This window comes from Eremococcus coleocola ACS-139-V-Col8, assembly GCF_000183205.1.
Classification (GTDB): Bacteria; Bacillota; Bacilli; order Lactobacillales; family Aerococcaceae; genus Eremococcus; species Eremococcus coleocola.
In genome coordinates, this window is sequence record NZ_AENN01000006.1 from 78,731 (window position 1) to 92,365 (window position 13,635).

11 protein-coding genes are annotated in these 13,635 nt (G+C 40.2%); 1 reads left to right on the top strand and 10 read right to left on the bottom strand.

Annotation, left to right across the window (positions count from 1 at the left end):
• Positions 1-49: 49 nt before the first annotated feature.
• The 9 genes from cydC to HMPREF9257_RS01980 form a co-directional block, all read right to left on the bottom strand.
• The gene (gene cydC / locus HMPREF9257_RS01940; protein ID WP_006417941.1) at positions 50-1,816 is read right to left on the bottom strand and encodes a thiol reductant ABC exporter subunit CydC; all 1,767 of its coding nucleotides are present in this window, start codon (positions 1,814-1,816) and stop codon (positions 50-52) included.
• Positions 1,813-3,528, bottom strand: coding sequence for a thiol reductant ABC exporter subunit CydD (gene cydD / locus HMPREF9257_RS01945; RefSeq protein WP_006417889.1), 1,716 nt, complete (start codon positions 3,526-3,528; stop codon positions 1,813-1,815). The genes cydC and cydD overlap by 4 nt, the downstream gene beginning before the upstream one ends.
• Positions 3,518-4,543, bottom strand: coding sequence for a cytochrome d ubiquinol oxidase subunit II (cydB, locus tag HMPREF9257_RS01950; RefSeq protein ID WP_006417861.1), 1,026 nt, complete (start codon positions 4,541-4,543; stop codon positions 3,518-3,520). The genes cydD and cydB overlap by 11 nt, the downstream gene beginning before the upstream one ends.
• A complete protein-coding gene (locus tag HMPREF9257_RS01955) occupies positions 4,543-5,970 on the bottom strand; it encodes a cytochrome ubiquinol oxidase subunit I (protein ID WP_006417810.1) in 1,428 nt (475 codons plus the stop codon). Before HMPREF9257_RS01955 ends, cydB begins: the two co-directional genes overlap by 1 nt.
• A 176-nt stretch (positions 5,971-6,146) precedes the next feature.
• Entirely contained in the window at positions 6,147-7,355 is a 1,209-nt protein-coding gene (locus HMPREF9257_RS01960) for an NAD(P)/FAD-dependent oxidoreductase (protein ID WP_006417831.1), read from the bottom strand.
• A 15-nt stretch (positions 7,356-7,370) separates the two neighbouring features.
• Entirely contained in the window at positions 7,371-8,270 is a 900-nt protein-coding gene (locus tag HMPREF9257_RS01965; RefSeq protein WP_006417734.1) for a prenyltransferase, read from the bottom strand.
• 473 nt (positions 8,271-8,743) lie between these two features.
• Entirely contained in the window at positions 8,744-9,916 is a 1,173-nt protein-coding gene (locus tag HMPREF9257_RS01970) for an ABC transporter substrate-binding protein (protein ID WP_006417793.1), read from the bottom strand.
• A 274-nt stretch (positions 9,917-10,190) separates the two neighbouring features.
• Positions 10,191-11,033 carry an aldo/keto reductase gene (locus HMPREF9257_RS01975; RefSeq protein WP_006417896.1) on the bottom strand — a complete coding sequence of 281 codons (843 nt, stop codon included), beginning with the start codon at positions 11,031-11,033 and terminating at the stop codon, positions 10,191-10,193.
• A 74-nt stretch (positions 11,034-11,107) separates the two neighbouring features.
• A complete protein-coding gene (locus tag HMPREF9257_RS01980) occupies positions 11,108-11,566 on the bottom strand; it encodes a hypothetical protein (RefSeq protein ID WP_006417719.1) in 459 nt (152 codons plus the stop codon).
• 106 nt (positions 11,567-11,672) lie between these two features.
• On the opposite strand from HMPREF9257_RS01980, the gene HMPREF9257_RS01985 reads away from it, so the two are divergent.
• Complete coding sequence (locus HMPREF9257_RS01985) at positions 11,673-12,551, top strand: LysR family transcriptional regulator (RefSeq protein ID WP_006417885.1); 879 nt, start codon at positions 11,673-11,675, stop codon at positions 12,549-12,551.
• Here the strand turns inward: HMPREF9257_RS01985 and buk are convergent, their stop codons facing one another.
• Positions 12,552-13,628 (bottom strand): butyrate kinase, encoded by a 1,077-nt coding sequence (buk, locus tag HMPREF9257_RS01990; protein WP_006417921.1) that lies wholly within the window; start codon positions 13,626-13,628, stop codon positions 12,552-12,554.
• Positions 13,629-13,635: the final 7 nt, after the last annotated feature.

The window sequence follows — 13,635 nt, forward strand, 5'->3', positions numbered from 1 at the left end:
AAAATGAAAAATCGTTACCAGCGAACTGGTAACGATTTTTGTCATAATATTAAACTAAGCCATCATCAATGGCCTTCAATTGTTGGTAACGGGCATTAGATTGGGCCAGGTCAGCCGGGGACCCTTCCATTTCAAGGACCCCATCTTCGATAAAGAGAACCCGGTCTACAGACTCAATCCCCTTCAAATGGTGGGTAATCCAAATTAAGGTCTTTCCTTCCAGAGCGACCATAAAGGTATCAATCAAGGCTTTTTCTGTGATGGGGTCTAAGCCCACCGTTGGTTCATCCAGCAAAACAATCGGTGTATCGGCCAGGAGAATCCGGGCCAAGGCCAGACGGTGGCGTTCGCCCCCAGAAAAACGGAGACCGGCTTCATCAACCATGGTATCCAAACCATGGGGCAGACTTTCAACCATCGGGTTCAGGCCGACTTGGTCTAAGACTTGCCAGACTTGATCTTCACTGGCTTGAGGATTAGCCAAACGAACATTATCCAGGATGGTTGTATTAAAAAGATAAGGTTCTTGATGGATAACGCCCATATAGGCGGCCATATGGTCACCTAAGGCTGCTACGGGGACTCCGCCTAAGTCAATTGACCCTTGACTAGCTGTTAGGTCACCCCGCATTAAGGCCGCCAAGGTAGATTTACCAGACCCGGACCGACCCAAGAGGGCAATTTTTTGCCCTTGAGGAATGGTCAAATTAAATTTTTGCAGAATAAGCCGGTCTGTGCCAGGATAGACAAAACTCAAATCACGAATGACCAAATCATAAGGAACTTGAGGTGTCTTATCAACAGTCAAAGTGTCTAGATCAAAACTGTCGTCCTCGACTTGAGGTAGGTCATTGAGCCGCACTAAAGAATCTGCATAGACATTGGTTTCTTGGGCCGCAGCCGACAAGCCGGCAAAAGCATCCACAACCGGGAAAATAGCTAGGACAAAGGCCCCAATCCAGTTGGCGGCACCACCATGACTGCCGACAAATTGGTTAGACGCCCAGACCAGGGTCACCAAAGCCAAACCGCCATAGACCATTTCAAAAATAAAATTCCGCCGGTTATTAAAATGCCGTAAGCCAGCTTGGACTTCTTGAAGCTTATCTTCATGCGCTTCATGGAGACTTACATATTCTTGACTCCGTTGGGAAAAAATCCAGTCGGCTATGCCCAAGACATTATCAGTTAAGTCAGTGTAAAGGGCATTTTTGATGGTTTTTTCCTGACTTTGTCGGGTCCCATTCGCTAAGACCGACCATAAAGGTAAGGCTAACAAAATCAGAGCAAAATAAAGTAAGACAAAAATAGCAAAGGGCAGCGATACAAAACCTAAAGCCACCACAATAAAGAAGTAAAGGATCCATGCAATAATGGTTGGAAAGATGGTCCGTAAGTATAGATTTTGGAGGTGGTTAATATCTTCAGCTAGCAGCCCCATCACATCCCCCAAACGATAATCGCGCTTGAGGAAAATAGCATTACCTTCTAAGCTTTGATAGAGTTTGAGTCGCAACTTAGAAGTCATCCGCAAGACCCAATTGTGGCTGGCCAAGCGTTCTAAATAACGAAAAACGGGGCGGCCAATCCCAAAGGCTCGGGTTAAAACAATCGGTACATAAACCAAGAGAATATTTTCTGGTTCCGATGCGGACTTAGAAATCAGGAAGCCTGAATTGAACATCAAGGCTCCACCCGCAAAGAAGGTTAAAAAACCCAAAAAGAGGGCTAAGCCCAAGATAAACCGGTATTGAGAAAAGAAGGGTTTGACCCACTGGTCCCCCTTTAAGTGGTTAAATAAAGGTATTTTAGTCATGGTCTCCCCCCCATCGCATGTTTTAAGGCGTAAAAATGCCCTTTTTTATCCATTAATTGGTCATAGGTCCCCACTTCCACCATTTGTCCCTGGTCTAAGACTAGGATTAAATCCATTTGTTTTAACCAGTGGAGTCGGTGGGTCGCTAGGAAGACCAAGCGGTCTTCCATTAAAGGCAGCATTTTTTCTTTTAATTCTACTTCCGTTTCAATATCCAAATGGGCCGTAGGTTCATCTAAAAGCATAACCTTACGATCTTGGTCCAGGAAGGCCCGAGCTAAGGCAATCCGTTGGGCTTGACCACCTGATAGCGGTCGGGCCCCATTCCCAATCCGGGTCTCAATCCCTTGGGGCAGCTCTGTCACTAGGTCAGTTAATCCCACTACCTCAATAGCCTGGCGCACTTGGTCGTCACTGGCCTGACTTTGGTAAAAACGGATATTATCGGCTAAGGACATTTCAAAGACATAGGGACTTTGGGGGATATACAGCAATTGCTTCCGCCAATCCACTTGGTTGAAGTTGGGCAAGTCGCTGCCATCCATTTGAATTTGGCCCTGAGCCTTATCCAAAAATCCCGCCAATAAATTAATCAAGGTTGACTTACCTGATCCCGACATCCCAACCACACCAATCTTTTGGTAGCCTTGGACTGAGAGGTCCTTAATATCTAAGGCTATTTTGTCTCCGTAAGCCACTTGGAGGTCCTTTAAGTCAAGTTGACTTTGGTCAGACCATTCACCAATGGCCTGACTAGGCCCTTCAATGGAGTCTTGGTTCAAGATGGATTGAATGGCAGTCATGGTGTTTTTGCCATCCAGGGTAGCATGGTAGTCGGATGAAAAATCCCGCACAGGCAAAAAATAATCCGGCGCGATCACCAAGACCGTCAAGGCTGGTAATAATTCCATATGCCCATTAATTAAGCGCAAACCTAACATCACCGCCACGATTGCAATCGACAAGGTAGTAAAAAAGTCTAGAGCAAAGGTTGACAGAATCCCAATACTCAAGGTCGACATGGTCGCTTTGCGGAAATCTTCTGACGTCTCATAGATTTTTTGACCGTAAGCTTTGGAAACGCCAAAATATTTCAAGGTTGCAATCCCCCGCAAGGAATCCAAAAAATGGTTGGAAAGAACTTGGTAGGATTGGTATTGTTTATCAGCTTTAGACTTGGCCGCTAAGCCTAGAATAATCATAAAGATAATAATCAAGGGAAAGACCGCTAATAGAATTAAGGCAGACCGCCAATCTAAGTAAGCCACGAAGGCTAAGATGACCCAGGGAATAATCGCCATATTCATCATCTTATTTAAAATCAAGTGTAGATAATTCTCCACTTGACTGATGCCATCCAAGGCCATGGTAATGACATTCCCAGACCCTTCCTTTTGCACGATTTGGGGACCTAAGTCAAATAATTTCTCCAATAATTGGGTCCGTAATTTTTTAGCCTGGTCGGCGGAATAAGTATCTAAGCGTTGGTCTTTTACATAGTTAATTAAATGGCGGCCTAAATGGCTAACTACAAATAGTAATATAAATTTCACTTGAGCACCGAGACTTTGACCCAGCCAGAGACCCGTGATGGCCGCTGATAATCCAAAGGCTTGTCCAATGATAAAGAAAGCTTGTAGGATATCTAATCCTGCAAGCAATCCTAATAATTGTTTAATTCCGGACAAGCGCATAACGGCTTTATCCAGCATAATGATCCTCCCCAACCACCGGCATGGTCACTCGTTTTCTAAAGATGTAATAAGCCCATACCGTATAAGCTAAAACAAAAGGTAAAAGGGTCAAGGCAATCATTGACATTACCTTCAAAGTATAAGGAGATGAAGAAGCATTTTGGATTAAGAGATCATATTGAGCACCTAAGGATGAAATCATCACCCGTGGGAAAAGGCCTTGGAATAGCAAGACTACCACAGCGACTAATGAAAGACCGGAGCTGAAGAAGGCAATGCCTTCAGCCCCCTTAAAGGTTGCCCAATGGGCAATTAAGGATAGGACCACAATGATGACTAATAAGGCGAGCGTCATCACAGGGTGAAGACTTAAGAAATCCGTCTTAAAGGCTAAGAGTAAGGCAAAGGCCACCAAGCCTGCATATAAGACCCAATACAAGGCCTTCGCATATTGACGGGCGCGTTCTCTAATCGGACCTTCGGTCTTCAAAGCAATATAGTTCATGCCATGTAAGTAACATAAGAGGGTCATGGCAACTCCCCCTACCAATGAAAAGAGATTAACATAATCGCCAAATTGGGCGGTCATATTACCATCTTGATCAATCGGCATACCTTGAACCATGGCGATAAACATCAAGCCAAAGAAGAAAGGTACAATAGCAGAACCTATCGATAAGGTCCAATTCCAAGTGTTTTTCTTAGCTGGGTCCACTTTATGGCGGAATTCAAAAGAAACGCCCCGAATAATCAAGCCAACTAGGATAATTAACAGAATTAAATAGAAACCTGAGAAAAGACTGGCATACCAATAAGGGAAAGAAGCAAACATGGCGCCACCTGCCGTTAAGAGCCAGACTTCATTGCCATCCCAAACGGGACCGATGGTCTGTACCACTTGATCCTTTTCAGACTCACTATGGGCTAAGGTCTGAACTGCCATCCCAACCCCAAAGTCAAAGCCTTCAAGGAAGAAGAATCCTGAAAAGAGGACCCCAATTAGAACAAACCAAATAAGTTGTAGTGTTGACATTAGATTGTCCCCCTTCCACTAGCCATTTGACTTGGTGCTACTTGTGTTCCAACTAAATCTTCAAAGACAGGTCCCTTATCTAGTTCTCGTTTAATTAAGCCAATTAAAACAATGGCTAAACTAGAGAAGAGAATGAAATAAACTATATTTGAAATTAAGAGGGAGGTTACAGACACATTAGGTGAAACTGAATCAGCAATGGTGAAAAGTCCATAAACAGTCCATGGATAACGACCTTGTTCGGTAATGATCCAACCAAAGGTATTGGCAATAAATGGTGCAAAGGTCATTAAGAAAGTGAGTTTCAACATCCAAGGTTTTGAATAAAGAATTGGATTTTTCTTACGAGTGAAGAATAAGCCTAAGCCAGCTACTAGAATCATTAAGGCACCAAAACCTGCCATCAAGCGGAAACCATAGAACATAAGGTTAACCATTGGGTAATAATTATTATCATCCCCATATTGGGCGACCAATTCTTCATTGGCTGTATTCATTCCTTTAACTGAACCTGAAAGTGAATGGTAAGAAAGAATGGAAAGCATATAAGGAATCTTAATGCCAAATACTTGTTTCTTTTGGGCTTCATCGGCCCAGGCAATGACTGACCAAGCAGCGGGGTCACCTGAATCTTCATAATCCCCTTCCATAGCGGCAAATTTCATAGGTTGGTCTTCAATTAAGGCTTGCATTTGTAAGTCACCTGAAGCCACTGAAGCTAAAGAGCCGGCTAAGGTTAAGACCAAGCCAAGACGTAAGGATTTTTTAAATAGGTTCGATTCTTTAAGATCGCTGGTTTTTACCTTCAAGAGTTTAAAGGCGGATAAACCAGCCACAATGGCCCCACCTAAAGTAAAGGCCCCAAAAATAACATGGGTGAACTCATAAATAAATTGTGGATTGGTCATTAAGGCTGGGAAGTCTGTCATTTGGGCCCGGCCGTTAATAATTTCATAACCCACAGGGTGTTGCATAAAGGCATTGGCCATGAGAATCCAGGCTGCTGATAAGAGTGACCCAATAAATACCAACCACATAAAAACATTATGTAATTTAGGACTGATTTTTTCATTGTCCCAGGTAAACATCCAAAGACCAATAAAGGTTGATTCCATAAAGAAGGCTAAGAGGGCTTCAACTGCTAGCGGCGCCCCAAAGATATCTCCTACAAAGCGGGAATAGTCAGACCAGTTCATCCCAAATTGGAATTCTTGGATAATCCCAGTCACTACCCCTACAGCGAAGGAGAGTAACATAATGTTCCCCCAGAACTTGGTCATAGTTTTATAGACTTCTTTTTTTGTGACCACGTAAAATGTTTCCATAATAGCTACTGCTAAGGCCGTTCCAATTGAAAATGGCACGAAGAAGTAGTGGAAAATCGTGGTCATGGCAAATTGAAATCGTGCAAGATTTTCGATTGTCATGTTTTTTCCTCTTTTCTGAAAAATCACTCTAAGCAAGTTGGGGAGTGGACAGGAAGTGACATTACCTAATTGTCACTTAATCTGTCTGACTCCCTCACTTAAAGTATATTTAATATTCCTAGTTAGTCCCACGTTTAAATCAAAGTCGAACAGAAGATAGGTATATTAATTCATTATTAATGATATAAGTCAAACCGACCTTTGGCAAAGACTTCTTTAAGTCCACCAATATCCATTAAAGACTTATTCATAATAATTTTCTTCATGAATGAAGCTGGATAACCCTTAAGATTGGTTGACCCTACAACGCCTAAGCCGCGAGTATTACCCACTGAAGCTACGGTTCCGGCAGACTTAAAGGAGAAGTTTTCAGTCGCTTGACCTTGCAATTGATGGTCTAAGTTCTTAGCCACATGCTCACCCATGGCAATGGCGATTTGGGCAGTCGTTGGGAATGGACGGTCAGAAGACTTATCCATAAAGGCTGCCACATCACCAATAATATAAACATTATCATGATCTGGATCACGCAAATCATCTGCAACGATGACACGACCACGACGAGCCTTGAAGCCAGAATCTTCCATAACTGGGGAACCTGACACACCTGTCGTCCAAACAATAGTTGAAGTGGTAATACTTTCCAGTTCTTCACTGTCCTTGGATGTGCTATAGAGTACTTTACCTGGTTGGATTTCTTTAATCATACAACCTAATTTTAATTGTACATCTAATTTGTCTAATAAATCGATGGCATAGTTAGCCATTTCTTCTTTAAACATTGGCAAAATTTTAGGAGCTGCTTCGACACAAATAATTTGAATCTCTTTAGGATCGACGCCCGCAATTTGCGCATAACGAGCACGTTCGTCCACAAAGGCACCGGCTAATTCAATCCCAGTAAAGCCCGCACCACAGATTACTAATTTTAAATCATCTGGATCTTTAGTGGTTTGATAAGCTTTCATCCGGTCTAAAATATGATTATGAACTGCTTCAGCGGTATCAATATTAACCATTTGCAAAGCATTCTCCATGGCCCCTTTAATACCAAAGGTTTCAGAAACAAAACCTAAAGCAACCACCAGATAATCATATTTAATTTGACCTTGAGCTTTTAAAGTTACAACTTGTTGGTCTTTATCAATATGGGTTACTTGGTCTTGGATAAACTTAACCTTATTTGAATGAATCACATCTGCGATTGGATAAGATATTTTATCACGGTCAACAGAACCAGCTGCCACTTCATGGATTTCAGTTGCTTCGCAGTGATAATCATTCATATCAACTAGGGTAATATGGAAGTCACCAGACTTCTTTTGTAAACTTACAACTGTTTTGAGACCAGCATAACCGGCACCTAAGACTACTATTTCTTGCATGTTCAACATTCTCCTTTAAAAAATAATTCCTAAAAAATAAGTAAGACAATGAATACTAGAACCGAAAGCCAAAATCTTAACTGCACAAATAAAAGTTTGACTTTTGACTTGCTTATGATAAAGTTGACTCGTTTGTTTAATCACAAATGGGACCAAAAGAAACGTAAGTAAAACAGATATAGGAGCTAAGCCAAAATAATATTGAAAAAATATTGCAACAAAAGCCAGGCAATTATTAGCGATAAAAAGTCGCAAAGACCAAGGAATCCCCAGGTAATGGACCAAAGTATAACGGCGATTGGCTTCATCCTCGGCTTTATCACACAAGTTATTAGCTAACATCAAGTTAGCAATCCACATGGTGTTAGGCAGAGCAATGAGGCCAAGCGAAGCTAGACTAGTCAAGGACCAGGTAAAATGTGGATAAACATTCAGATAGACACAGATTAGACTGATCATAAAACCCATGGTAAAGCCTGAAAAGAACTCACCTAAAGGCAAGGACGATAAGGGGCGTGGCCCACCTGAATAGAGGAGTCCGACCGCATAGCAAAAACCCCCCATAATCAAAATAGGAAACCCCACAAAATAGGCTAACACTAAACCAATCAAAAAAGAAATGACTAAGAAACTATACATTAGGCTTTGGACTCGCTTAATCGATAAGTTCTCACGTCCAATAATGTTGGTCTGACGCTGGTAATCTTGATCAAGGGCACGATGATAGTCATTATAATTATCCCAAATATCAACAAACATATTAAATAAGAGCATGGATATAAAAAATAAAAGTAAATACACCAAATTCAGATGGTGATAAAAATAATAACTATAGCAAAGGCCAATTAAAAAAGGTAAGACACTGGCAGTTTTAGCTTTCATCTCAACAAGTTCTAAGAAGACCGCTAGGGTCATGGCATCCCTCATTTCCAATTATAAAGTAAGACAAAGTGTCACTTCTTCCTTAATCATTATAAAACAAAATCAGGTCACTGTTAAATGAATTAAGTCAAGATTATTAAAAAAATAGTGATTACTTTTAATTTTACCCTTGTGAAAGTATATTCTAATCCTCCCAGCTATATTTATCTATTTAGGAGGGCATCGTCAGAAAAAAATAAGTCCACTTATAAAGCTTAAAAATAAGTCTTATTTGATGTTATATTTAAGCTTTTTACCTATTTTTATTCTATAAATATTAAGACAAGCATAAAAAAATACCACTACTATTCCCTGAAGCTTTGGAAGCAGTGGTCTTTATTTTGTGAAATAAAGCTCATTTTATAAAACTATTAGCTGAACTTATAGAAAGTGTAAAAAACTTATATAGTATTTATCCCTTCCGATGCATCATTTTCAGGTAGAAACTTAGTCCAAACACCCTATTTTCAATTTGATTTTGAATCGGACACTTCATAATTATCGGCAGCTACAACTTGTCCTTCTTCTAGTTGAACTACTATAGCTGTTTTTAGAGGATTATGGTTTTCGTCCATGGTAAAAGTTCCAGTTACTCCATGATAGTCTTTAGTTTGGGCAAGGGCTTCTTTCACCGCTTGTGGCTCAGTCGTACCCACCCGTTCGATGGCATCCATTAATACCATGGCCGCATCATAGCCTAAAGCTTCAAAGGCACCGGGTTCTTTTCCGTATTTATCCTTAAACGCTTGGATAAAATCTTGAACGGTTTTATCTTCTGAAACGAGGGAGAAATGGTCGGTATAGTAAATTTCATTGGCATATTCATTGCTTGCTAATTGAGTCAGAATTTGACTAGAATAACCATCGCCGCCTAAAATCGGTGTCTGGATGCCTAATTCACGGGCTTGGTGGATAAATAAACCTGCCTCAGTATAATAAGTCGGCATATAAATCACATCGACATCCTGGTTGAGTAACTTAGTGATAATCACTGAAAAATCAACATCCCCCGCAGCCATACTATCTTCTAGCACGATTTGACCGCCTAGGGCCTGGAATTTGGCTTTGAAATTGTCAGCCAAGCCTGTAGCATAATCTGAAGTAGTATCAACCACTACCGCAGCCTTCTGAGCTTTTAGTTGGTCATGAGCATAGCCAGCCGCCGCAATCCCTTGATAAGAGTCCGCAAAACAAACCCGGAAGAGATAGTCTAAAACTTTGCCTTGATCATCCAAGGTAATCGTATCACCAGTGGCGGCCGGTAAGACTGTCGGAAGCTGGCCCTTAGTAATCAAAGGAATCTCAGCTTGCGCATTGCCTGTCGTTGCTGGGCCTACAATCCCAACCACTCCTTCAGTCACTAAACGTTGGGCAACGGAAGCAGATTCGGTCAGGTCTGACTTATTGTCATAAACTACTGCTTCAACTGACTGTCCATCGAGGAGACCTCCATTTTGATTGACTTGGTCGATAGCTAAGTCTAATCCATCCTTCATGGCTTGACCATAGGCAGCTGCCGCCCCTGATAATTCATAATTACCGCCGATTTTTATGGATTGAGCCGCTAGGGCCGTTTGGCCCCCTACTAATAAATAGACTAGCATAACTAGTCCAAACTGAACTAATTTTTTATATGACACGTTTTCCCCTCCTATGAATATTGTAAGTATAATCAACTGACTTTACTAATTCAATTTAATCGTAAAATAATTTTAAAAAATTATTTATTAAATGAATGTTTGCGATAAGTTGCGAGTCTCTTTTAACTTGTCTCTTGGTCTAGGAAAAATGTGCATTGTAACTTTTCAATGCACACGCCACATATTTTCCCCCTTGTTACTAGGAAATATACAAAAAAGCCAACTCTTTTCTGTAAAAAGGTTGGCCTAAATCAATCATACTTAACTTTTATTCCTAGAAATCTCCTTTATCAGGATCGGTCATTTCAACAATACCTTCCAAGTGATTCAAGCGTTCAATATCTTCTGGGCTTAAATCAAAGTCAAAAATATTTAAGTTTGACTTGATATTAGCCGGTGTCTTAGACCGTGGTAACGGCAAGAAACCATGATGAAGTGACCAACGTAGACAGATTTGAGCAACAGTTCGGTCATATTTAGCAGCCATTTCTTTCAAGGTTTCATTTGAGAAGGCACCACCTTTACCTAGTGGAGAATAGGCTTCAATCTGGATCTCCTTATCTTGGCAGTATTTAACTAACTCATCTTGGGTCAAACCAGGAGACAAGGAAATTTGATTCACATGAGGCACAACTTCAGCAGTCTTTAATAATTCTTCAATATGGTGAATTTGGAAGTTAGAAATACCGATGGCTTTGATTTTACCCTCTTTATAGAAATCTTCCATTGCCCGCCAAACTTCTTTATTCCGTTCTTTCCAAGCATCATCTTCCCGGAAAGCTTTTGGATTTGGCCAATGGATTAAAAGTAAGTCTAAGTAATCCACTTGTAGTTTTGCCATAGAACGTTGGATAGAACTATAGGCTTCTTCATAGGTGCCACGGGTATTCCATACCTTAGTGGTTAAGAATATATCTTCCCGGTTTACCCCTGAGTCAATGATTGCCTGACCCACACTCTTTTCATTACCATAGGCTTGGGCTGTATCAATATGGTTATAGCCATATTCTAAGGCCTTTGATACTGAATTATAGGCCATTTCTCCTTCTTCCAGCTGCCAGGTACCGAAGCCTAATTTTGGAATTTCAACACCGTTACTTAATTTATAAGTTTCCATAAAACCTCCTCTTTCTATTAATCATATTTTAATTTTAACATAGCGCTTTCATAGACACTAGAAATTTGAATTGCCTATATTATTTTATTTTGCTCTAAATATTCAAGGTCTAACTCTGCTATCCGCTCAATAGTATAATTATCCATAAGCGCATCAACATAATAATCCCCCGCTGATAAATATGCATAATCATTATTTAGGAAAACATGGATTTGCCATTTATCTTGATAATAGACGAGAGTTCCTATGTGTCGCAAGGTGTTATCTCCCCCACAATTAAATCGATCTTCAAAAGAACGAATCTTAACCCGATCATACTCAAAATAGAAATGATCCGACAAATTTTTTATTTTTTTACCGTCTATTTCCATTTGGCGCATAAATAATATTTGCTTGTTTTCCAAATAGAGGGGAGAATCTTGACTCCCTTCAAACCCAGAATTATCACCACCAAGTTCTAGGGCCTTTTCCTTAGAATAAGTCAAACTCTGTTTGTTTATATCGAACCACCGATAATTTTGATTTAAATTCATTGCAAACTCCTTATAAATTTATGAATTTCTATTTATGAATGAAAACGTTTTTGTTAGAATAATAAGTGTAATATAATTGATAATTTTCTTAGAGGAGTGGGCACGATTGAATATACAACATATAAAATACTTCATTGCTGTTGCTGAACACCGCAATATCTCTAAAGCAGCTCAAGGATTATACCTCTCTCAACCTTCACTTTCCCTTACGATTAAAAATTTAGAAGCTGAACTGGGTAGCCCCTTAATCTATTATAAAAACCGTAAAATGTATCTTACAGATTTTGGTGAATATGTTTTTACTGAAGGTAAGAAAATTCTAGAAAACTATGACACCTTTGTCGAAAAAATTAACAATTTTCACCAACAGGTTCCCCAAAAAATTGCGATTGGGTCAACCAACTTATTTGTCTTACAACATCAAGAGAAAATTGTGAAGTTTATTGATTCTACGCCTGAAGCTGAAATTCACTCGATCCAAACCGGTTCAATCCATTTGCAGGATATGCTAGTTCAGGAAGAAATTGATCTTGGACTCATCTCTGATCCCATTGTACTTCCCAATATAGTCATTGAACCGCTCAACATTGGTTACGATGTCAGTGTTGTTATCTCAGCAGACAATCCTCTAGCCGCTCAAGCTAAACTCCAGTTTAAAGACTTAGAAGCACTTAATTTCTGTGTTCTAAGTGAAGATTATGTCTTATCAAATCGCTATTTAATTGAACGGGGTAAAGAAAATCATTTTGAACCCCATATCTCCTTTATTCACAATGATTGGGAGATTCTAGTCCACTATACTAAACAATTAAAAGCCGTCTGCCTTTTACCTTCAGCACTTGAAAGTAATTGTGTGGTAGACGGCCTAAAATGGATTCCGCTGGATGATCCAATAAATTATTTTCCAGTCAATGTAGCATACTTAAAAGATAAGAAACTTTCAAAATTAGCCCTAAAGCTAATCAACTGTTTAAAAGAAGATTAATTATTTCTTCATGGCCTCTTCCAAAGAAGAGGCTTTTTCTATACCAGTGATGACACGGAAACCACCTTTAGCAAGCGCAATGGCTTCAAACTCACCCGCGTAAATTTTAAGAGGAGCAATAAAATTAACCCGTTCTTCTATTAATTGGCATAAATAATCATAATGGGCCATGCCACCCGTTAAAGCGATATAGTCAACTTTACCCTTGAGTGAAACGGCTAAAGTAGCAATACATTTAGCCAATTGTAAAGCAAAGGCTTGAATCACTTCATCGGCCTCTTGATCACCTTGCTTAACTCTATCTTCAATTTCTCTTAAATCTTTGGTGCCACAAAGAGACTGTAAGCCCGCTTCAGCTCTAACTTTCTTGCTAAGCTCCTGAACCCCTAATTCTTTGGCTAATTTTAAGACTTCTTTTACAGGTAAGCCCCCAGAACGTTCGGCCGAAAACATAATTTCATCATCAGAAACAAAGTCAACAATATCTCCTTGAGTATGGGCTGAGGCAGTTGCACCCCCACCAATATGTACAATAATCAAATTAGCTTTGTCATAGTCCAAACCATTATCACTGGCTAAACGACGCGCAACGGCTCGCATATTGAGATGATGTCCGATACTCTTACGTTGAATTTCTTTCAAGCCTGTATATCGCGCGATTGGCATCATTGAGTCAACTGTGACTGGATCATAGATTAAAGCTTGACATGACTCATTACCAAAATGATCACGAATGGCCGCAGCTAAACCCGCACCTAAATTTGAAGCGTGTTCTAGCACTGGATGGTTCTTCAAATGATCGATTAATTCAGCATCGACTTTAATCGCTCCAGCTTTTACAGGGCCGATGAGACCCCCACGCCCCACAACCGCATCAAGGTCTTGGCTGATTCCATGATTTTCCAAGAGTACCTGGATATCTTGGTAGCGTATCTCAAATTGATCATAAATCTTAGCATAATCTTTTAATTGATCAGGGGTATAGATGACTTCATCTTTCCACACAAGATCCGTATCTTCAAAATAGGCAATCTTGGTTGAAGTGGCACCCGGATTAACGATTACTATTTTCTTCATATTATCC